21 protein-coding genes and 1 pseudogene are annotated in these 19,686 nt (G+C 70.4%); 8 read left to right on the forward strand and 14 right to left on the reverse strand.

Annotation, left to right across the window (positions count from 1 at the left end):
* Window positions 1-396: 396 nt before the first annotated feature.
* Together PT931_RS24530 and PT931_RS24535 are read left to right on the forward strand one after the other, a co-directional pair.
* The gene (locus PT931_RS24530; RefSeq protein WP_456248039.1) at window positions 397-1,644 is read left to right on the forward strand and encodes a sensor histidine kinase; all 1,248 of its coding nucleotides are present in this window, start codon (window positions 397-399) and stop codon (window positions 1,642-1,644) included.
* Window positions 1,645-1,651: 7 nt separating this feature from the next.
* Window positions 1,652-2,293 carry a response regulator gene (locus PT931_RS24535; protein ID WP_456248206.1) on the forward strand — a complete coding sequence of 214 codons (642 nt, stop codon included), beginning with the start codon at window positions 1,652-1,654 and terminating at the stop codon, window positions 2,291-2,293.
* Window positions 2,294-2,366: 73 nt separating this feature from the next.
* Here PT931_RS24535 and PT931_RS24540 read toward each other — a convergent pair whose 3' ends face one another.
* The 3 genes from PT931_RS24540 to PT931_RS24550 are packed head-to-tail and all read right to left on the reverse strand — an operon-like array spanning window position 2,367 to window position 4,770.
* Window positions 2,367-3,005 carry an HAD family hydrolase gene (locus PT931_RS24540; protein ID WP_456248040.1) on the reverse strand — a complete coding sequence of 213 codons (639 nt, stop codon included), beginning with the start codon at window positions 3,003-3,005 and terminating at the stop codon, window positions 2,367-2,369.
* 50 nt (window positions 3,006-3,055) lie between these two features.
* Entirely contained in the window at window positions 3,056-3,283 is a 228-nt protein-coding gene (locus PT931_RS24545) for a glutaredoxin family protein (RefSeq protein ID WP_456248041.1), read from the reverse strand.
* The gene (locus PT931_RS24550) at window positions 3,280-4,770 is read right to left on the reverse strand and encodes an AMP-binding protein (RefSeq protein WP_456248042.1); all 1,491 of its coding nucleotides are present in this window, start codon (window positions 4,768-4,770) and stop codon (window positions 3,280-3,282) included. The genes PT931_RS24545 and PT931_RS24550 overlap by 4 nt, the downstream gene beginning before the upstream one ends.
* Window positions 4,771-5,186: 416 nt before the next feature.
* Here PT931_RS24550 and PT931_RS24555 point away from each other — a divergent pair, with 416 nt between their 5' ends.
* The 3 genes and pseudogenes from PT931_RS24555 to PT931_RS24565 all read left to right on the forward strand — a co-directional run bounded on the left by PT931_RS24555 (window position 5,187) and on the right by PT931_RS24565 (window position 8,091).
* On the forward strand, window positions 5,187-6,002 hold the full coding sequence (locus PT931_RS24555; protein WP_456248207.1) for an ECF subfamily RNA polymerase sigma factor, BldN family: 816 nt from the start codon (window positions 5,187-5,189) through the stop codon (window positions 6,000-6,002).
* A gap of 106 nt (window positions 6,003-6,108) precedes the next feature.
* Window positions 6,109-6,966: pseudogene (locus tag PT931_RS24560) on the forward strand (DUF5667 domain-containing protein); the annotation flags it as partial.
* Between the two features lie 297 nt (window positions 6,967-7,263).
* Window positions 7,264-8,091, forward strand: a complete 828-nt coding sequence (locus tag PT931_RS24565; RefSeq protein WP_363729719.1) for an HAD family hydrolase — start codon at window positions 7,264-7,266, stop codon at window positions 8,089-8,091.
* 115 nt (window positions 8,092-8,206) lie between these two features.
* Here the strand turns inward: PT931_RS24565 and PT931_RS24570 are convergent, their stop codons facing one another.
* The 5 genes from PT931_RS24570 to PT931_RS24590 all read right to left on the reverse strand — a co-directional run bounded on the left by PT931_RS24570 (window position 8,207) and on the right by PT931_RS24590 (window position 11,817).
* Window positions 8,207-9,046 (reverse strand): lysophospholipid acyltransferase family protein, encoded by an 840-nt coding sequence (locus PT931_RS24570; protein WP_456248208.1) that lies wholly within the window; start codon window positions 9,044-9,046, stop codon window positions 8,207-8,209.
* Window positions 9,009-10,037, reverse strand: coding sequence for an NAD-dependent epimerase/dehydratase family protein (locus PT931_RS24575; RefSeq protein ID WP_456248043.1), 1,029 nt, complete (start codon window positions 10,035-10,037; stop codon window positions 9,009-9,011). Before PT931_RS24575 ends, PT931_RS24570 begins: the two co-directional genes overlap by 38 nt.
* 57 nt (window positions 10,038-10,094) lie before the next feature.
* Window positions 10,095-10,196, reverse strand: coding sequence for a 30S ribosomal protein bS22 (locus PT931_RS24580; RefSeq protein ID WP_007465623.1), 102 nt, complete (start codon window positions 10,194-10,196; stop codon window positions 10,095-10,097).
* Window positions 10,197-10,280: 84 nt separating this feature from the next.
* Window positions 10,281-10,490 carry a helix-turn-helix domain-containing protein gene (locus PT931_RS24585; protein ID WP_363729722.1) on the reverse strand — a complete coding sequence of 70 codons (210 nt, stop codon included), beginning with the start codon at window positions 10,488-10,490 and terminating at the stop codon, window positions 10,281-10,283.
* A 406-nt stretch (window positions 10,491-10,896) separates the two neighbouring features.
* Window positions 10,897-11,817 (reverse strand): proline dehydrogenase family protein, encoded by a 921-nt coding sequence (locus PT931_RS24590; protein ID WP_363729725.1) that lies wholly within the window; start codon window positions 11,815-11,817, stop codon window positions 10,897-10,899.
* A 133-nt stretch (window positions 11,818-11,950) separates the two neighbouring features.
* Between PT931_RS24590 and PT931_RS24595 the strand changes: the two genes are divergently transcribed.
* Window positions 11,951-12,556, forward strand: coding sequence for a CGNR zinc finger domain-containing protein (locus PT931_RS24595; protein ID WP_456248044.1), 606 nt, complete (start codon window positions 11,951-11,953; stop codon window positions 12,554-12,556).
* On the opposite strand, the gene PT931_RS24600 is transcribed toward PT931_RS24595, so the two are convergent.
* From PT931_RS24600 to PT931_RS24610, 3 genes are all read right to left on the reverse strand, one after another.
* Window positions 12,520-13,329, reverse strand: coding sequence for a sugar phosphate isomerase/epimerase family protein (locus tag PT931_RS24600; RefSeq protein ID WP_456248045.1), 810 nt, complete (start codon window positions 13,327-13,329; stop codon window positions 12,520-12,522). The two genes, PT931_RS24595 and PT931_RS24600, sit on opposite strands and share 37 nt — an antisense overlap.
* A gap of 159 nt (window positions 13,330-13,488) precedes the next feature.
* Window positions 13,489-14,388: a Ppx/GppA phosphatase family protein gene (locus PT931_RS24605; protein ID WP_456248046.1), complete on the reverse strand. Its 900-nt coding sequence runs from the start codon at window positions 14,386-14,388 to the stop codon at window positions 13,489-13,491.
* Window positions 14,389-14,390: 2 nt separating this feature from the next.
* Window positions 14,391-14,987 (reverse strand): hypothetical protein, encoded by a 597-nt coding sequence (locus PT931_RS24610; protein WP_456248047.1) that lies wholly within the window; start codon window positions 14,985-14,987, stop codon window positions 14,391-14,393.
* Window positions 14,988-15,051: 64 nt separating this feature from the next.
* Here PT931_RS24610 and PT931_RS24615 point away from each other — a divergent pair, with 64 nt between their 5' ends.
* Window positions 15,052-15,801: a hypothetical protein gene (locus PT931_RS24615; protein ID WP_456248209.1), complete on the forward strand. Its 750-nt coding sequence runs from the start codon at window positions 15,052-15,054 to the stop codon at window positions 15,799-15,801.
* Between the two features lie 222 nt (window positions 15,802-16,023).
* Here the strand turns inward: PT931_RS24615 and PT931_RS24620 are convergent, their stop codons facing one another.
* Both PT931_RS24620 and PT931_RS24625 read right to left on the reverse strand, forming a co-directional pair.
* A complete protein-coding gene (locus PT931_RS24620; RefSeq protein ID WP_363729736.1) occupies window positions 16,024-16,704 on the reverse strand; it encodes a response regulator transcription factor in 681 nt (226 codons plus the stop codon).
* A complete protein-coding gene (locus PT931_RS24625; protein ID WP_363729919.1) occupies window positions 16,701-17,849 on the reverse strand; it encodes an ATP-binding protein in 1,149 nt (382 codons plus the stop codon). The genes PT931_RS24620 and PT931_RS24625 overlap by 4 nt, the downstream gene beginning before the upstream one ends.
* Window positions 17,850-18,011: 162 nt before the next feature.
* Here PT931_RS24625 and phoU point away from each other — a divergent pair, with 162 nt between their 5' ends.
* Window positions 18,012-18,659, forward strand: a complete 648-nt coding sequence (gene phoU, locus PT931_RS24630) for a phosphate signaling complex protein PhoU (protein ID WP_456248048.1) — start codon at window positions 18,012-18,014, stop codon at window positions 18,657-18,659.
* A gap of 194 nt (window positions 18,660-18,853) precedes the next feature.
* On the opposite strand, the gene PT931_RS24635 is transcribed toward phoU, so the two are convergent.
* Window positions 18,854-19,597: a phosphoglyceromutase gene (locus tag PT931_RS24635; RefSeq protein ID WP_456248049.1), complete on the reverse strand. Its 744-nt coding sequence runs from the start codon at window positions 19,595-19,597 to the stop codon at window positions 18,854-18,856.
* Window positions 19,598-19,686: the final 89 nt, after the last annotated feature.

Consider the following 19,686-nt stretch of genomic DNA (forward strand, 5'->3'; position numbering starts at 1 on the left):
GCACGATGTTGATCTGTGCTATCGGGGCTCCTCGCGCAGACAGCGTATGCGCTTGTGAACGAGTGCACAAATCGCGATCTTGACAACGGGTTACGGGATGTGCCGGAGGCCACACTCTCGGTGTATATCCTCGGAGCTCCCAAAGCCGGGCCAGCACCCACCCACCCACGTCGTGAGCTCGAGGTATGCCCCCGCGGCACTAGGCCCTCCATTCTCGGGCTCGCGCTGCAAGGCGGGTGGGCACTGTGCCGTAATTATCACTGAAAGCCTGATGTATACGGACAAATAAGTGCCGTTCGGCGTGGCGCGTCCCACAGGTACGGGGGGATAACCCCACCCCTAAGAGGCCGGCCGCCCGGATGGGAACCCGGGTCCCGGGTGCCTAGCGTTAGCGGCATGAACATCCGCCGCCACATCGGCAGGGACGCGACGTACCTGCTGACCGGTTTTCCGATCGCCGTCTTCAGCTTCGTCGTTCTCCTCACACTCTTCGTCGTCGGCGTCTCCACGCTCGTGGCGTTCGTCGGGATCCCGGTGCTGGCGGTGGCCCTCCTGTCGGCCCGGACGTTCGCCGACCTGGAGCGGGTCCGGCTCGGCCAGGTCCTCGGCCACCCGGTACCCCGGCCGCACTACACCCGCGCCCAGCCGGAGCACGGCTGGTTCAAGCGGATGACCACCCCGCTCCGCAGCGGGCAGAGCTGGCTCGACCTGCTGCACGGCATCATCAACTTCCCGATCGCGATCACCACGTTCTGCGTCACGGTGTCGTTCTGGGCCGCCGCCGCGGGCGGGGTCACCTACTGGTTCTGGGGCCGGTTCCTGCCGGACGGCGACGAGGACTTCGACCCGGTGGTCAAGTACACGATCGGCGCGGACACCCCCGGCAACCGGATCCTGGTGTACTCCATCATCGGCGTCCTGTTCTTCCTGATCACGCCGTTCGTGCAGCGCGGGCTCGCCACCCTCCAGGCCGGGGTGTCCCAGACCCTGCTGACCAGGCTCGCCGGGCTCCAGGGCCGGATCTCCGACCTGACCGAGAGCCGGGCCGCGGCCGTGTCCGCCGAGGCCACCGCCCTGCGCAAGCTGGAGCGCGACATCCACGACGGCCCGCAGCAGCGCCTGATCCGGCTCGCCATGGAGCTGTCCCGGGCCCAGCGCCAGCTGGAGAAGGACCCGACGGCGGTCAGCGCCACCCTGACCGAGGCGATCGGCCAGACCCGCGAGACCCTCGACGAGCTGCGCGCCCTGTCCCGGGGGATCGCCCCGCCGGTCCTCGCCGACCGGGGGCTCGTGGCCGCGCTCACGGCCCTGGCCAGCCGGTCCATGGTCCCGATGGAACTGGACATCAAGGTCGCCGACCGGCTGCCCGACGCCCTGGAGAACGCCCTGTACTTCACGGCGGCCGAGTCGCTGACCAATGTCGCCAAGCATTCGGGGGCCACCCTCGGCACGCTGGAGCTGACCCGGAAGGATGACCGGCTGTACCTGATCATCACCGACAACGGCTCGGGCGGCGCGCACGTGGCCAAGGGTCACGGTCTGGCCGGGCTCGCCGACCGGCTCCGGGCGGTCGACGGCGAGCTCGCCGTGGACAGCCCGCCCGGGGGGCCGACGGTCCTAGTAGCAGAGGTGCCTTTTGACTGAGCCGAGTTTGCGGATCGTCGTGGCCGATGACGCGGTCCTCCTCCGGGAGGGCCTCGTCCGGTTGCTGGCCGAGGCCGGCTGCGAGGTGGTGGCCGCCGTCGGGGACGGTCCCTCGCTGGTCGCGGCCGTGGTCGAGCACCGGCCGGACGTCTCCATCGTGGACGTCCGGATGCCGCCCTCGCACACCGACGAGGGGCTGCGGGCGGCGGTGGAGGCCCGCCGGCTGGTGCCGGGCACGCCGGTGCTGCTGCTCAGCCAGTACGTGGAGGTGTCCTACGCCGACGACCTGCTCGCCGACGCGCGCGGGGCGATCGGCTACCTGCTCAAGGACCGGGTCGTGGACCTCGACGAGTTCCTCGACGGGCTGCGCCGGGTGGCCGGCGGCGGCACGGTCCTCGATCCCGAGGTGGTGTCACAGCTCATGGTCCGGCGCAGGCGCAACGATCCCCTCGCGACCCTGACCCCGCGCGAACGGGAGGTCCTCGAACTCATGGCCGAGGGCTACTCGAACACCGCCGTGGCCCGCAAGCTGGTCGTGACCGAGGGCGCGGTGGAGAAGCACGTGCGCAACATCTTCACGAAGCTCGACCTGCCGCAGGACTCCGACCAGCACCGCCGGGTGCTCGCGGTGCTGGCCTACCTGCGATAAGAACCAAGATCTTCAGAGGGTTACGAGTGGGGGGCCGACCCGTCGCGCATCGGCCCCCGGCGACCCGGGGCCGCTAGATCCGACCCGCGAGCGCCACGGCCTCGGTGACCGTCTCCGCGAACGGCACCCCGTGCGCCCGGAGCCGCTCGGAGTCCGTGAAGCCGCCGCCCACCAGGACGACGTGCGCCCCGACGTTGGTCGCGGCCAGCGCGTCGTCGATCGAGTCGCCGATCAGCACGGCGTCGGCGCCGGTCAGGCCCAGCTCGCCCAGGTGCGCGGCCAGCGAGTCGGTCTTGCTCTCGCCGCCGACCTCGGAGCGCAGGCCGTCGATCCGCTGGAAGAACTCCGTCAGCCCGTACCCGTCGACGCAGGGGCCCAGCTCGTCGTGGAACCACATGGACAGCAGCGACTGGCGCGGGCCCCAGCCGGTGAGCGCCTCGACCACGCCCTCGCGGAGCTCGCAGTCGGGCAGGGCGACCCGGTAGGCGTCATGGAAGATCTTGTCGAGCCGGGCGAACTCCTCGGCGTCGACGGGGCGGCCGAGGGCCTCGGCGTAGTACTCCACGATGGGGCGGCGGAAACCGCGGCGGTGTTCATCGACGTCGACCACGGGGCCGCCAACGCTGGCGAAAGCCTCGTTGCATGCCGCCACGACGAGGGTGATGTCGTCGAGGAGCGTGCCGTTCCAGTCCCAGATCAGGTGTCTTCCCACATCGGCAGGCTAAGGCCGGGGTATGACATTGACGAAAGATTTACGGCTCGTCAGTGACCGAGATCTCGGCGCAATCGGTCCTCTTCCACCCGCCAGTAGCCATGTTCCCTGCCGTCGAGCAGGACCACGGGCAGCCGGTCGCCGTACTCGCGCTCCAGGGCGAGGTCGCTGGCCACGTCGACCTCCACCCACGGCTCCCCGATCCGGTCGAGCGCCTCGCGGGCCGGCTGGCACATGCCGCAACCCTCGCGGGTGAGCAGCGTGATCCGGGTGGTCACCGCTCCCCCTCGGCCACCGGGACGCCCGGCCCGGCGTCCTCCACGACCGGGGCCACGCCGCGCCGCCACTCCTCGTTCCCGAGTTCCCGCTTGCGGACCTTGCCGGTGACCGAGTGCGGCAGCTCGGACACGAACTCGATCGCCGTCGGGCACTTGAACCGGGCCAGGCCGCGTTCGCAGTGCGCGATCAGCTCCTCGACCCCGACCGGCCCGCGGACCACGACATAGGCCTTCACGGTCTGCCCGGTGTACGGGTGCGGCACGCCGACCACCGCCGCCTCCACGACGTCGGGGTGGCCACACAGGACCAGCTCGACCTCGTGCGGGTAGACGTTGAAGCCGGAGACCAGGATCAACTCGCCGAGGCGGTCGACGAGGAACAGGTCCCCGTCCGGGTCGGCGTACGCGACGTCGCCGGTGCGCCACCAGCCCTCGGCGTCCGGGCCCTCGCGGCGGTCCGGCCAGTACCCCTCGAAGAGGTTGTCGCCCCTGGCCATGATCTCGCCGGGGTCGCCGGGTTCGGCCTCGTCGCCGTCGAGGTCGGTCAGCAGGATCTCGACCCCGGGCACCGGGCGGCCGACGGAACCCGGCTTCGGGGTGCCGCCGACCAGGGTGCTGGTCAGGACGGGGGCGGTCTCGGTCAGGCCGTACCCCTCGAAGATCGGGTGTCCGCTGGCGGCCTGGAACCGGCGCGCGGTGTCCACGTCCAACGGCGCGGCGCCGCTGACGGAGATCCGCAGGTTCTCCAGGGACAGGGCCAGGTCGGGCAGCAGGGACCAGGCGACGTACATCGGCGGGACCCCGAGGATCGTGGTCACGGCGTGCCGGCGCACCTGGTCGAGGGTGTCGACGGGGTCGAAGCGCTCCACCAGCACCCCGGTCGCCCCGTGGTACGCCACCGCCCCGAGCCCCGAGTTGAGCCCGTACGCGTGGAACAGCGGTACGGCGAGCAGCACCACGTCGTCGGAGCGCACGATCGGCGGCGAGACCTGCGCCAACTGGTCGTGGTTCGCGATCAGCGCCCGGTGGGTCAGCATCGCGCCCTTGGGCGCCCCCGCCGTGCCGGAGGTGTAGAGGAGTGCGGCCAGGCCGCCGCCCGCGTCGGAGACCGGCCCGCCGTCTGTCGGAATGTCGTCGAAGTCGACGCCGCCGGGGCCGATCACCAGGCTCGCGCCGGAGTCGTCGAGGACGTGGTCACGCTCCCGGTCGGTGTACGCGGGATTGATGGGCACCGCGATCAGGCCGGCCCGCCAGATGCCGTACAAGGCAGCGACGAACTCCACTGTGTTCGGTAGCATGACCGCGACCCGGTCGCCTGGAGCCACGGCTCGGACCAGCAGGCCCCGGGCCGTCGCGTCCACCAGACTGTCCAACTCGCCCCAGGTCACGGTGCGGGCCCCGGCGACGAGCGCTGTGCGCTCGGGGTCACGGGCCGCCGCACGGCGGATCAGGTCGGCGAGGTTCTCAGGCTCATCGAGGGAGTGCACGCGGCCGAGTCTGGCACAAACGGCTGGTCCCGTGCTGGCCAGCCCTGGTTCGATCGCCCACTATGTGCGTTTTCACCCAAACCAACCCGGTCCAAACTTGCATTCCAGACATTTAGTGCGGCGTGTCGGATTCCGGTACGGGCGTGTCGTGCCACAAATGACGGACAGTAAGTGCGACGACTACCCGCTGCGGCAGCATACTGTTTCACTGCGTATCGGAGTTCGGACATGTGGAAGATTTACGGTCGTATCATCACCGAGTCGGCCATTCCAGCGCGTGCTCGCTCCCGACACCCCTCGCCTGAGGAGGCCCCTGTGCCCGTCGAAGCACCATCTGTCCACCACTGTCCCCGGGAGGGCGACCGGTGACCGGACTTCCGCTGCCCGCAGACGACGTGTTCGGTGTGCGGCAGACCCTGACCGACGGACTCGAGTCCATCCGGATCATGCTCGCCGGTGCCCTGCGCAGCGACGAGGGAGTGGTGCGACGCCCCCGGCCCAACGCCGGCCCGACCGCGCGCGGTTCGGTCGCCGGCGGCGGCACGCTCACCGGGCCCCGGCGCAACGCCGGCCCGGGCGAGGCCGCACCGGCCACCGAGGAGCTGGTGATCCCCGGCGGCACGCCGGAGCCGACGCCCCCGCCGCCCGCCCGCCCCGACCCCGGGGACGCCGCCGCGGAGGTCTGGGCGCTCGTCGAACGCGCCCAGGCCGGCGAGGCCCGGGCGTTCGGGATGCTCTACGAGCGCTACGTGGACACGGTGTTCCGCTACATCTACTTCCGGGTCGGCAACCGCCCCCTGGCCGAGGACCTGACCTCGGACACCTTCCTGCGCGCCCTGAAGCGGATCAGCAGCTTCACCTGGCAGGGCAGGGACCTGGGCGCATGGCTGGTCACCATCGCGCGGAACCTGGTCGCCGACCACTTCAAGTCCGGCCGGTACCGGCTCGAGGTCGCCACGGCTGACGTCCTCGACGCCGACCGGGAGGAACGCGGCCCCGAGGGCAGCCCCGAAGCCGCCGTCATCGACAAGCTCACCAACGTGACCCTGCTGACCGCGGTCAAGCAGCTCAACCCCGAACAGCAGGAGTGCATCGTGCTCCGCTTCCTCCAGGGGTTCTCGGTCGCCGAGACGGCACAGACGATGGGGAAGAACGAGGGCGCGATCAAAGCCCTCCAGTACCGCGCCGTCCGGGCCCTGGCCCGCCTGCTCCCCGATGGCTTCACGCTATGAATATGGGGATTTGCGAAGTTCGACGGATGATGCGAATCACGTTCGTGACCAGGCCCGTAACCCCTGGCCGGCCTCTGGAGTTTGTCAGGGTGCGGCACACGAATGAATGGGGGTGCGCACGGTGAACGCATTTCTGCTCAAGCGGCGCCAGACTGAACGGTTCGCCCAACTCCTGGACGAACAGGACGGTGGGCCTCGGCACCACGTCCGGACCGAGTACGACCCGGACCTGTCCGGCATGTTCCCGGTCGTCGAACGCCTGACCGGCCTCGGACGCGCGGTCGACACGGCCGCTGCCCCGGACTTCAAGCGCGACCTGCACGCCATGCTGATGGCCACCATCGAGCGGGACGGCATCGGGGTCACCGCTGTCGACCAGCAGGTGGAGGTGGCGCCCCGTGCGTCGCGGGGCCGTCGGGTGCGGATCGCGGCCATCGCCGGGCTCGCGGCGGGCACGCTCGCCGTGTCCAGCATGAGCATGGCCAGCGGCGACGCCAACCCGGGCGACGCGCTCTACGGCATGAAGCGCTCCACCGAGAAGGCCCAACTGGCCCTCGCCGGTACGGACATCAGCAGGGGCCAGCTCTACCTGCAGTTCGCCCGGACCCGGATGGACGAGGCGCTCACCATCGCCGGGGACCCCGACGCGCTCGGCTCCGTCCTGAACGACATGGACAACGAGACGCGCCAGGGCATCCGGCTCCTCACCAGCGGGGCCGTCGACCGGCGGGACGCCACGGCACTCGACTCCGTCGACGCGTTCGTGGCCGCCCAGCGCAAGGGCGTCGCGGACCTGCTCACCCGGACCTCGGGCGACCGGGGCCGCGTGGTCACCTCGCTGACCCTGCTCGACGACGTGGCGACCCGCTCGACGAGCCTGCGCGGCGTACTGAACTGCATGTCCAGCAGCGGCAGTGTCCTCGACGACCTGGGCCCGATCCCGCAGAAGTGCGGCGCGACCGGCGGCCGGACCACCGAGAACACCCCGGCGCCGACCAGTACCGGGCGCGGCTCCAGCAACCAGGTGCCGAGCACGAAGACCCCGGTCCTGCCCACTGTGGTGCCGACCGCCGTCCCCGGTGGCGGCGGCACGGGCGGCGGCAGCCCGCTGGACAAGCTGCCCATCGTCGGGACCAGCACGGCGCCGACCCCGTCGGCCAGCGCCGGTCCCAACAACCAGGGTGGCGGGGGACTCCTCGACACGGTCGGAAAGATCCTCGGCGGGATCTTCGGCTGACGGGGCTACCCTCAGCATGTGGAGATGAATACGGGTTGGGCCTCCGCCGAGGTGGAGGCCGCCCTGACGGTTCCGCAGGATCCCACCGCTGCGGCCTTCTTCGACGTCGACAACACCATGGTGCGTGGCGCGTCTATCTACTACTTCGCCCGGGGCCTCGCCTCGCGCAAGTTCTTCTCGCACCGCGACCTGGCCAAGTTCGCCTGGGCCCAGGTCAAGTTCAGGATCGGCGGCTCCGAGGACCCGGCCGAGATCGAGGAGGCCAAGAAGTCCGCGCTGTCGTTCGTCGCGGGCCGCAGCGTCTCCGAGCTCGTCGGCCTCTGCGAGGAGATCTTCGACGAGCTGATGGCACACCGGATCTGGTCCGGCACCCGGGCGCTCGCCCAGCTGCACCTCGACGCCGGCCAGCGGGTCTGGCTCGTCACCGCCGCGCCCGCCGAGCTGGGTGACATCATCGCCCGCCGCCTGGGCCTCACCGGGGCCCTGGGCACCGAGGCGGAGGTCGTGGACGGCATCTACACCGGCAGGCTCGTCACCGACCTCCTGCACGGGCCCGCGAAGCCCGTGGCCATCGCCCAGCTCGCCGCCAAGGAGGGGCTGGACCTGACCCACTGCACCGCGTACAGCGACTCGGCCAACGACGTGCCGATGCTGTCCTGCGTGGGGCACGCCGTGGCCGTGAACCCCGATCCGAAGCTGCGCCGGGCCGCGCACCGGGCCGGCTGGGAGGTGCGGGACTTCCGGACCGTGCGCAAGGCCGCGAAGGTGACCGCGCCGGTGGTGGTGGCGGGGGTGCTCGGGACGCTCGCCGTCGTGTGGGCCGTGCGGGCGGCGCGACGGAGGCGGCTGTGACCTCGCCCCGGAAGTGCCGCCGTCCGCGGCCCGGAAACGCGGCGTAACCCCCAAAGGATCTTGATCTACGCTCTTGATCTGACCTCTTGGCCCGCTGAGGGCGGGCCCCACCCACCTACGCGAAGGGGTCGGGGCGCTTGAGGAGTAGCGCGTCCAGGGTCGTCTGGATCGTTTCGCGGACCTGGTCGCCCAGGTTGAAGATGACCGCCGGGTCGTCCACCGCGTCGGCGTAGTCCGCCGTCTCGATGGGCTTACCGATCTCGATCAGCCACTTGCTGGGCAGCGGCACCGCGCCGAGCGGCCCGAGCCACGGGAACGTCGGGGTCACCGGGAAGTACGGGATCTTCAGCAGCCGGGCCAGGGGCTTGATGTCCCCGATCAGCGGGTAGATCTCCTCGGCACCCACGATGGACACCGGGATGATCGGCGCGCCGGTGCGCAGGGCCGCCGAGACGAACCCGCCCCGGCCGAACCGCTGCAACTTGTACCGCTCGCGGAACGGCTTGCCCACGCCCTTGAAGCCCTCGGGGAACACGCCCACCAGCTCGTCGGTGTTCAGCAGCCGCTCGGCGTCGGGGTTGCAGGCCAGGGTCGCGCCGGACTTGCGCGCGTACTCCCCCAGCACGGGGGTGTCGAACACGAAGTCCGCGCCCAGCAGCCGGAGCATCCGGTGCGCCGGGTGCTCGTCGTGGATGCCCAGGGACAGCATCATCGCGTCCACGGCGATCGTGCCCGAGTGGTTGCCGACGACCAGCGCCCGGCCGTTGTCCGGGATGTTCTCCAGGCCGATCATCTCGACCCGGAACCACTTCTTGTACAGCGGGCGGAGCAGCGGGAAGAACACGTTCTCGGTCATGTCCGGGTCGAAGCCGAACTCGTCGACGTCGTAGTCCCCGTCGAGCCGACGGCGGATGAAGTCACCGAACGACACTGACGAACTCCTTGAAGGTGTCAGGAGTGGAGCGGGGCGAGAAGCCGAACTCCGCGACGAGCCGGGACACGTCCACCACCCGGCCGTGCACCAGGAACTCCAGCTGGTCGATGGAGATGTCGAACAACCGGCCCACGGCGCCCATGGCGAGCCCGGGGACCGGCACCGGGGTCTTGCCGGCGCGCCGGATGGCCTGGGACAGCAGCAGCACGCCGGGGCCCGCCACGTTGTACACGCCCGGGTGGTCCTCGACGACGGAGCGCCGGAGCACCTCCAGCGCGTCGTCCACGTGCACGAACTGCACCCGCGGGTCGAACCCGGCGGCGGTCGGCACGAAAGCCTGGTCGAAATACCTGGTCAGGGCGGTGTCAGCCGTAGGGCCCAGGAAAGGGGAGAACCGCAGCACGGTGGCCACGGCGTCGGGGCGGCGGCGGCGGAAGCCGCGCACGTACCCCTCGATGTCGAGGATGTCCTTCACGAAACCGCCGCGCGGGATGTCGCGGAGCTCGGTGTCCTCGGTGAAGATCGCGGGGTCGCGGGAGGAGGCCCCGTAGGCGGCGCTGGAGGAGCGGACGACCACCTTGCGCAGGCTCTCGGCCCGCTGGCAGGCGGCGAGGAGCTGCAACGTCCCGATGACGTTGAGTTCCTTCATCGCGTCCCGGCCGCCGTCGCGGAACGGCATGGCCGCCACGGCCATGTGCACCACAGTCTCGACCCGGGCCCGGTCCAGCAGTTGGGCCAAAGCCGGGCCCTGAGTCGGGTCGACAACGGAGAAGTCCACCCCCGCGCCGGCCAGGACTTTTGCCAGGTCGGGCGTGGGCGGAACCACATCCACCGCGAAAACCGTCGCATCCGCGGCGAGCTTGGCCGCGGTGTGTGCTCCCAGGTACCGTCCGGCCCCGGTCACGAGGACCGTGCCGCCGGACGGGCGGACGGAGGCCGCCAATGACTGACCGGCCGACGCGTTGCCCGGAGACTTCTCCGGACGAGCGGAGGCCGCCACTGACTCAGACATGGGCGGCTCCCCAGGGGATGGCAAGTGAATCAGCGCCGGAAATGACCGGCGCCGAGATCACTTGCCGAGACGGCGACGCTGGACGCGGGTCTTGCGCAGCAGCTTGCGGTGCTTCTTCTTAGCCATGCGCTTGCGGCGCTTCTTGACCACGGAGCCCATACGGCAACCCCTCGAGAGTCGGAAGGTGAACCTGTTCAGGGTAGCCGTCGCATCAACGGCGAGCTAATCGGCCCGGCGGGATGCTCAGGTTGAGTCCGAAAACGCCCCTTTAAGGTACGTGTGGACCGCCTGCTCGGGGACCCGGAACGACCGTCCGACCCGGACGGCCGCCAGCTCGCCCGAGTGCACCAGCCGGTAGACCGTCATCTTGGAGACCCGCATCAAGAGCGCCACCTCGGCGACGGTCAGGAACCGCACCTCTCCGAGCCGACTGTCGCTGTGCGCCAGGGACATGACCACCACCGCGCCTCTCCCGGCCGCTCGGCGGTGACACCGCACGTCCGCGCAGTTCCGCACGGCGGCCGACGGCGGGGCCGCCATCAGCGGACACGCACGTGCTCCTTGTACGGTAACGGGACGGGTGTGGCTAACGCGATAGCTCTACGTAATCGAAGCGTGTGACTCTTCACGTTTGCCCAGCTCAAACGCCCACTAGTCACTTATTTCCGCCAATATGCGACAGAAGCGTTGACATCCGGTCGGGGCCGGCCGAGGCTCGGATGTGGCAACCGGGCACTGCGCCGGGCCTGCCCGATGGGTGTCGCCGTGCGCGGCGGAAATCCCACGCGGGCACAGCCCGGCCGGAGACACGACACCCCCGGCAGGCACGGAGCCGGACCGGGGGCGACGGGAAGCGGAACTACTTCTTCGTGGCCAGCGCCCGGGCGAAGAACCCCAGGTTGGCGGGGCGCTCGGCGAGCCGGCGCATCAGGTAGCCGTACCACTCGGTGCCGTAGGGCACGTAGACCCGGACCGTGTAGCCGTCCCGGACCAGGCGGCGCTGCTCCTCGGGGCGCACCCCGTAGAGCATCTGGAACTCGAAGGAGTCGCCCGACCGGTCGAACCACCGCGACCGGTCCTCGCCGATGGTGATCAGGCGCGGGTCGTGGGTGGCCAGCATCGGGTAGCCCGCGCCGGACATCAGGGTGTTCACGCAGCGCACGTAGGACTTGTCCACGTCCAGAGCGGTCTGGTACGCCACCGACTCGGGCTCCTTGTACGCGCCCTTGCACAGCCGCACCCGCGACCCGGAGACCGCCAGCTCGCGGCAGTCCGCCTCGGTCCGCCGCAGGTACGACTGGAGGACCGCGCCCGTGGTCGGGAAGTCCTTGCGCAGCTCGGCGAGCATGTCCAGCGTCGAGTCCGTGGTGGTGTGGTCCTCCATGTCGAGGGTCACCGTCGTGCCGGCCTTCATGGCGGCGGCGCAGATCTCCCGCGCGTTGGCCAGCGCCAGCTCCTCGTCGAACTTCTGCCCCAGCGCCGACAGCTTCAGGCTGACCTCGGCCTCCGGGGTCAGCTCGGCGGCGTCGAGGGCGGCGAGCAGCCGCAGGTACTCGTCCTTCGTCGCGGTGGCCTGCTCGGCCGTGAAGGTGTCCTCACCGAGGAAGTCCAGCGTGACGGCCAGGCCGTCGGCGACGAGCTCGCGGGTCGCCGCCAGCGCGTCGTCGGTGGTGTTTCCGGCGACGAAGCGACGGACCACGTCCCGGCTGACCGGGGCCTTCTCGACCAGCCGCTCGACCCGCTTGCTGCGGGCCGCGGCGAGGATTACCGAACGGAGCATGGTTCGAAGGGTATCCGGCGGTCGTCCCATCTTTGGCGAGGGGGACCACCCTGGCAGGGTAAGGACTGTGAACTGTAAGGACTTGTGACGCTCGATGCTGGTTACTTCGCCGGGGATTGTCTACCGTTAGGGCGTGGATTTCGACGAGTACGCCCAGACAGCCGTTGATCTTGTCAACGCGCCTCTGGGCGACATGGACGCCCTCGTGGCGTTCTTCGAGGCGCACCCCTGGTGGCAGAGCAAGCTCTCCGAGCGGGACCTCGTCACCATGCGCCGCGCCCAGAAGCGGCTCCGGGGAGTCTTCGAGGCCGGCACGACCGGCAACGACCCCGAGGCCGTCACCGAGCTCAATGCTCTCCTGCAGGCCCACCCGATGCAACCCCGGATCTCCGGGCACGACTCCTCCGACTGGCACATGCACGTGACCGGTCGCGGCGAGGCGGTGAGCGCCGAGTACCTCGCCGGCGCGGTGTGGGGCCTGTCGGTGTGGCTGTGCGAGCACGGCAGCGCCCGGTTCGGGGTGTGTGCCGACGAGCGGTGCGGCAACGTCTACCTGGACACCTCGTCGAACTGTTGCCGCCGGTTCTGCTCCGAACGGTGCGCCACCCGGTCGCACGTCGCCGCGCACCGGGCCCGGAAGAAGGCCGAGCTCCAGGCCCAGCAACTGCCGGCGGCGGCCGTCGAGGCGGTCGGCGCAGGGCGTCAGCTGCCCGCGGTCACGGCCGACGTCGCCAGGTAGCGGCGCGCGAAGGCCAACGCCTCGGCGAGGTCGGCCTCCCGGGCTGCCCGGGAGCCGGCCTTGCGGGTGTTGACCTCCATCGAGACCTGCCCCGTGAAGCCCTCACTGTTGGCCAGGGCCGTCAGCACCTCCGCGCACGGCTGGGTGCCCCGCCCGGGCACCAGGTGCTCGTCGGTGCCCTTGCCCGTGCCGTCGCCCAGGTGCAGGTGCGCCATCTGGTCGCCCATGGTGCGGAGCAGGTCCAGGCCGTCCATCTTGGCCGCCGCGCAGTGCGAGAGGTCCAGGGTGTACGCCTGGTAGCCGACCTCGGTGGGGTCCCAGTGCGGCGAGTACGGCACGAACTCGCGGCGGGCCATCCGGATCGGGTACATGTTCTCGACGGCGAACCGCACACCCGGGTGCTGGCGGGTCAGCTTCTCCAGGCCGGTCACGAACGTCCGGGCGTAGTCGCGCTGCCAGGCGAACGGCGGGTGCACCACGACCGTCGGCGCGCCCATCTCCTCGGCCAGCACGGCGGCCCGGCGCAGGCGCTCCCACGGATCCGGGCTCCAGACACGCTGGGTGACGAGCAGGCACGGAGCGTGGATGGCGAGCACCGGCACGCCGTAGTGCGCGGAGAGCTGGCGCAGGGCCGTGGCGTCCTGGCTGACCGCGTCAGTCCACACCATGACCTCGACGCCGTCGTAGCCGAGGCCTGCCGCGAGCTCGAACGCGGCGGGGGTGGCCTCGGGATAGACGGAGGAGCTTGAGAGCAGGACCGGAATCGGCGTCACCTACCCAGGGTAGCCGTGTCCGGATGATCACCGTGTGTAGGGCGTGTTACGTCCAGGTGACGCCTGACGGGCCCGGCCGCCGCACTCCGAGGACTGCCGTGGCCGGGCCCGGGTCGGCCGCCGCCGGGGCCCCACCGCACGCGGGCGGGGCCCCGGCGATCAGGCGTAGTCCAGCCAGCGCAGGATCATGCCCTCCCGCAGCGCCCACGGGCAGATGTCGAGCTTCTCCACCCCGAGCTGGCGCATCGCGACCTCCGCGACCACGGCCCCCGCGACCAGCTGGTGCGCGCGCCGGGGGCTGACCCCGTCCAGCTCGGCGAGCGCCGCCGGGTCCATCCGCCGGATGAACGCGAGCACCTGGTGCACGCCCTCCCGGGTCAGGGTGCGCGGCGCCCACAGGCCGGCCCGGGACGGGGCGGCCCCGGCGAGCCGGGCCAGGCTGCGGAACGTCTTCGACGTGGCCGCCGCGCGGTCCCAGCCGTGGGTGCGCAGGTCCGCGACGACCGGGGCGAGCAGCTTCTCCACGTGCTCGGTCAGGCCGTCGAGGTCGTCGCCCCAGTTCCGGGTGAGCCGGCCCGCGCCGAGCGGCAGGGACATGGCCACCGCCGGCAGCTCGTCGCCGCCGGCCGCGAGCTCCAGGGAGCCGCCGCCGATGTCGAGGAGCAGCAGCTTGCCCGCCGACCAGCCGAACCAGCGCCGGCCGGCCAGGAACGTCAGCCGGGCCTCGTCCTCGCCGCTGAGCACGCCCAGGACGACGCCGGTCTCGGCCTTGACCCGGGCCAGCACCTCCTTGCCGTTGCCCGCGTCCCGCAGCGCCGACGTCGCGAACGCCAGCATCTCCTCGACGCCGTTGTCCTCGGCCGCCTGGCGCGCGGTGGCCACGGCGGCCACGAGCGCGTCGGCCCCCTCGGCGGTGACCCGGCCCTTGTCGTCGAGGTGCTCGGCCAGCCGGATGACGCTCTTCTCGGAGTGCGCCGGCCACGGGTGACCGCCCCGGTGGGCGTCGACGACGAGCAGGTGGACGGTGTTGGAACCGACGTCGAGTACGCCGAGCCGCATGGTCAGACTGCCGGGTACGGAGTCGGGGTCGGGTAGCGGTCGAACAGCCCGGACGGGATGCCCACCGCGATCGTGACGAGGGCGTCGAGCGTGCCGAGCAGGTCGTCCTCCGACACCTCGCGGTCCATCCGCTCGATGGCGAGCAGGTCGCGGCCCTCGATCCGCCAGTCCATGCTGCGGTGCTTGCGGAGCACCGCCACGGCGTCGACGTGCAGGACGGCGGCGGCGAGGTCCGCGTCGGCCGCGTACACCTCGTACTTCTGGGCCAGGTCCGGGTCCTCGGCCTCGAAGCCGTACCCGAACGGGCCCGGGTCCACGGCGCCGACCGGCGGGGCCAGCGCGAACCGGGGCAACCGGCCCGGCAGGGAGGTGGCCACGACCAGGAAGTTCTCGTCGCCGGTCAGCAGGCAGAACGCCACGACGGGCCGTTCCCGGTACTCGCCCGACACGACGTCGGCGGCCCGCTTCGAACCCGACCAGGTGTCGAAGGGCGGCCCGCCCCACCGGTCGGCGAAGCCCTGGTCGTTCTCCCGGTAGCTCCAGCCCTGGGCCAGGGCCACGCCGCGCAACGAATCTACGGTGAACACATCATCAGTCACACGCCCCATCATGCCCTGCGCGTAATCTGACCTGGTGACGCAGCGTGTAATACCCACGAAAGAAGTGGCCCTGGACTTTCCGCGCGAGTGGATCGAGTTCGCCGACCCCGCCGACGCCGAGCACATGGTCCGGGCCGACCTGACCTGGCTGCTGTCCCGGTGGACCTGCATCTTCGGCCGCGGCTGCCACGGGATCACCCCCGGCGGCTCCCCCGACGGCTGCTGCTCACACGGCGCGTTCTTCACCGACGACGATGACGAGCAGCGGGTGAAGGCGGCCGTCAAGAAGCTCACCCCGGAGACCTGGCAGCACTTCCGCAAGGGCTTCAAGAACTACACCGAGATGGACGACCTGGAGGACAAGCCCGCCCGGCGGACCGCCACCGAGGGCGAGGCGTGCGTGTTCCTCAACCGTCCGGGCTTCGAGGGCGGCGCGGGGTGCGCGCTGCACGCCCAGGCGCTCCGGGACGGGGTGCACCCGCTGGAGTACAAGCCGGACGTGTGCTGGCAGCTGCCGATCCGCCGCGAACAGAGCTGGGTGCAGCGGCCCGACGACACGAAGGTGCTGCTGGACGTGGTCGGGGAGTTCGACCGGCGCGGCTGGGGCGAGGGTGGCCACGACCTGCACTGGTGGTGCACGTCGTCCCCTGAGGCGCACACGGGCACCCAGCCGATGTACCTGGAGTACGGCCCCGAGCTGATCGCGCTGCTCGGACAGCCGGCGTACGACAAGCTGGCCGAGTTGTGCGCGGCCCGCCTGAAGACCGGCCTGATCGCGATCCACCCGGCGACCGTGGCCGCCGGGAACGCCTGACCCTGCCGTAGGCGCCTGGGCGCCGCCCCACGGATCGGCCGCCGCGCGCCGGCCCAGAAACGCGGCGTAACCATCAAACGCCGGTGATCTGGTTCTTGATCTAAGGCGAGGTGGCCCGCTGAGGGCGAATCTGGCAAGCATCGCGGAGGGCCGCTAGGGCAGCGCCCTGCGGATCTTCGGGATGCGCAGTCCAGATTCGTTCTCAGCGGGTCGGCACAACCCCTAGGCTTCGAACTTGTAGCCGAGACCGCGCACCGTGACGATGTAGCGCGGCGTCGACGGCTCCGGCTCGATCTTCGAGCGCAGCCGCTTGACGTGCACGTCGAGGGTCTTGGTGTCCCCCACGTAGTCGGCGCCCCACACCCGGTCGATCAGCTGGCCGCGGGTCAGCACCCGGCCGGCGTTGCGCAGCAGCAGTTCGAGCAGCTCGAACTCCTTCAGCGGCAGCTGCACCGTCCCGCCGGAGACGCTGACCGTGTGCCGGTCGACGTCCATCCGGACCGGGCCGGCCTCGAGGGTGCCGGGCAGCAGCTCGGCGGGCTCGATCTGGCGGCGGAGCACGGCGCGGATCCGGGCGACCAGTTCGCGGGGGGAGTAGGGCTTCGTGACGTAGTCGTCGGCCCCGATCTCCAGGCCCACGACCTTGTCGATCTCGCTGTCCCGCGCGGTGACCATGATGATCGGCACGTTGGACCGGGTGCGCAGTTGCCGGCACACCTCGCTGCCGGACATCTCCGGCAGCATCAGGTCGAGGAGGACGATGTCCGCTCCGGCCCGGTCGAACTCGACGATCGCCGCGGTGCCGGTCGCGGCCACAGCGACCTCGAACCCTTCCTTCCGCAGCATGTAGCTCAGCGCGTCGGAGAACGACTCCTCGTCCTCGACCACAAGTACCCTGGTCACGGGCGTCCCTTCGTCTTCATGTCAGCCATACGAGTCTGGCTCTTCAACGCGGAGGCACCGGCCGGGGGTCGGGACGGCAGCCGCAAGGTGAACGTTGAACCAACCCCTACTTCGCTGCTCACTTCGACCCTCCCCCCGTGGTTGCTGGCGATGTGCTTGACAATCGCCAGGCCAAGGCCCGTTCCGCCGGTCGCCCGGGACCGCGCCTGGTCGGCCCGGTAGAAGCGTTCGAAGATGCGATCCGTGTCCTCGGCGGCGATGCCGATCCCCTCGTCCGCCACTGCGATTTTCACCCTCTTGCCGGATTTCTCCGAGAAAATGGTGATCGCGGTCTTCTCGGGGCTGTACGCGATCGCGTTCTCCACGAGGTTCGCCAGCGCGGTGACGAGCTGGCCCTCGTGCCCGTACACCGTGAGGCCGTGTTCGCCCTCCCAGCGCACCGTGATCTCCTTGGCGACGGCGGCCGTCCGCGACCTGTCCAGCACCTCGTTGATCATGCGGTCGACGCCGACCGGTTCCGGCTCGGGCAGCGGTTCGGCGCCCTGGAGCCGGGACAGTTCGATCAGCTCGCTGACCAGCCGGGCCAGCCGCGCGGACTCGTGCTGGATCCGCTCCGTGAACCGCCGGGCGGTCTCCGGATCGTCCACGGCCTCCAGCAGGGCCTCGCTGAGCAGCTGCAACGCGCCGACCGGGGTCTTGAGCTCGTGGCTGACGTTGGCCACGAAGTCACGGCGGACCCGGGCCACCCGGTGCGCCTCGGTGACGTCCTCGACCTCCAGGTGCACGTGGTCGTCGTCGAGCACGGTCACCCGGACCCGGACGCCCAGCGGGTTGCGCCCGCCGCTGCGGGGCAGGTCCAGCTCCACGTCGCGCGGGTCGCCGCTGCGCCGGACCTGGGCGACCAGGCTGCGCAGTACCGCATGGGAAAGGCCGCTCTCGTCGTTCTTGAGTAGTTTCATCCCGATCGCTGCCGGATTGGCCAGAGCCACCCTGTCGGTCGGGTCCAGGACGATGACGCCGGCCCGCAGGCCGTCGAGGCTGGTCCTGGCGAGGTCGGTCTCCACAACCTGCACTGTCTTACTCCCCCGGGACGCCCTGAAAAAGAGCGCGGTCACTCCGGCACCTAGAGCGGCGCCCACAACCATCGCCAGCACCACATTCACAGGCCGATCGTAGGGTGAGTTTCGCCGGATTCCACCAGTGGGAAGTATTCGAAACGCTCGGTTCTCCCGAATGTTCACCCTCAGGATTGTCCACGTTCACCGACGTTCACGCGCCGTATGCCGATCAGCCCTACGGTGGGGACCATGCGCGACCTATTCCGCTCTGACCTCGCCCAACTCGCCGGCACCCTCGTGGCCATGGCCAGCGAGGTGCGCCACGCACTCCGCCAGGCGACCCGGGCCCTGCTCACCGCAGACCAGGTCCTCGCCGAGAACGTGCTCGCCGACGACGAGGGCATCAACACGATGTACCGCAACGTCGAGGAGACCGTCTACGAGCTGCTCGCCCGCCAGTCCCCGGTCGCCGGCGACCTGCGGGCCATCATCACCAGCCTGCACATCGCCACCGACATCGAGCGGATGGGCGACCTGGCCGAGCACATCGCCAAGACGTCGCTGCGCCGCAAGCCCGAGATCGCGGTGCCCGCCGAGCTGCACGAGATCTTCACCGAGATGGGGAAGGTCGCCGACCGGATGGCCAAGAAGGTCGTCGCGGTGCTCGCCGAGCGCGACGCCACCCTGGGCGCCGAGCTGGAGAAGGACGACGACGAGATGGACGCCCTGGAGCGCCAGCTCTTCAAGGCGCTGTTCGAGGGCGAGTGGCAGCACGGGATCGAGGCGGCGGTGGACACGGCGCTGCTGGCCCGGTTCTACGAGCGCTACGCGGACCACGCGGTCAACGCCGGCAAGCAGGTCGTCTACCTCGTCACGGGCGCCCCGCTCGGGGAGTGATGGGACCCGCTCAGAACGAATCTGGACTGCGCATCCCGGAGAGCCGCAGGGCGCTGCCCTAGCGGCTCTCCGCGATGCTTGCCAGATTCGCCCTGAGCGGGCCACTGCGCCTTAGTTCAAGAGCTTCAAGATCTTTATTTGTTTACGACGAAGCGCCCGCCTTCCTTGCGGAGGGCGGGCGCTTCGTCGTCGTGCTAGCGGCCCTGGTTCGCCACGGCCTGGGCGGCCTGCGCGGCCCCCGCCGGGTCCAGGTACTCCGACTTCACCGGCCGCAGCTCCTCGTCGAGCTCGTAGCGCAGCGGGAAGCCGGTCGGGATGTTCAGCCCGGCGATGTCGCTCGCCGAGATGCTGTCGAGGTGCTTGACCAGGGCGCGCAGCGAGTTGCCGTGCGCGGCGACCAGCACCGTCTTGCCCAGGAGCAGGTCCGGGACGATCGCGTCGTACCAGTACGGCAGGGCGCGGTCGACGACGTCCGCGAGGCACTCGGCCAGGGGCGCGGGCACGGCCGCGTACCGGGGGTCGCCCGCCTGGGAGTACTCGTCGTTGGGGTCGATGGGGGGCGGCGGGATGTCGTACGAGCGCCGCCAGAGCATGAACTGCTCCTCGCCGTACTCCGCGAGGGTCTGCTTCTTGTCCTTGCCCTGCAACGCTCCGTAGTGCCGCTCGTTGAGCCGCCAGGAACGGTGCACCGGGATCCAGTGCCGGTCCGCCGCGTCGAGGGCCAGCTCGGCGGTGCGGATCGCCCGCCGCTGGAGTGAGGTGTGCAACACATCGGGCAGCACGTCGGCCGACCGGAGCAGTTCGCCTGCCCGCTTGGCCTCGGCCTCGCCCTTCTCGGTGAGGTCGACGTCCACCCAGCCGGTGAACAGATTCTTCGCGTTCCAGACACTTTCGCCGTGCCGCAGGAGAACCAGGGTTCCGATCGTCATGACGCCCATCCTAGGGACGTCACGCCCCGTGACCGAGGACACGTCGGAAACTGGGTGACCTTGATCGGGGAGGTAAGGAATCATCGGACCTGGAATCC

Source organism: Longispora urticae, assembly GCF_053902585.1.

Excerpts from the sequence above, each read along its gene's own strand:
- PT931_RS24530 (WP_456248039.1), top strand. The coding sequence starts at position 397 with ATGAACATCCGCCGCCACATCGGCAGGGACGCGACGTACCTGCTGACC.
- PT931_RS24565 (WP_363729719.1), top strand. The coding sequence starts at position 7,264 with ATGAATACGGGTTGGGCCTCCGCCGAGGTGGAGGCCGCCCTGACGGTT.
- PT931_RS24575 (WP_456248043.1), bottom strand. The coding sequence starts at position 10,037 with ATGTCTGAGTCAGTGGCGGCCTCCGCTCGTCCGGAGAAGTCTCCGGGC.
- PT931_RS24580 (WP_007465623.1), bottom strand. The coding sequence starts at position 10,196 with ATGGGCTCCGTGGTCAAGAAGCGCCGCAAGCGCATGGCTAAGAAGAAG.
- PT931_RS24585 (WP_363729722.1), bottom strand. The coding sequence starts at position 10,490 with ATGTCCCTGGCGCACAGCGACAGTCGGCTCGGAGAGGTGCGGTTCCTG.
- PT931_RS24590 (WP_363729725.1), bottom strand. The coding sequence starts at position 11,817 with ATGCTCCGTTCGGTAATCCTCGCCGCGGCCCGCAGCAAGCGGGTCGAG.
- PT931_RS24605 (WP_456248046.1), bottom strand. The coding sequence starts at position 14,388 with ATGCGGCTCGGCGTACTCGACGTCGGTTCCAACACCGTCCACCTGCTC.
- PT931_RS24625 (WP_363729919.1), bottom strand. The coding sequence starts at position 17,849 with ATGGTTGTGGGCGCCGCTCTAGGTGCCGGAGTGACCGCGCTCTTTTTC.
- phoU (WP_456248048.1), top strand. The coding sequence starts at position 18,012 with ATGCGCGACCTATTCCGCTCTGACCTCGCCCAACTCGCCGGCACCCTC.
- PT931_RS24635 (WP_456248049.1), bottom strand. The coding sequence starts at position 19,597 with ATGGGCGTCATGACGATCGGAACCCTGGTTCTCCTGCGGCACGGCGAA.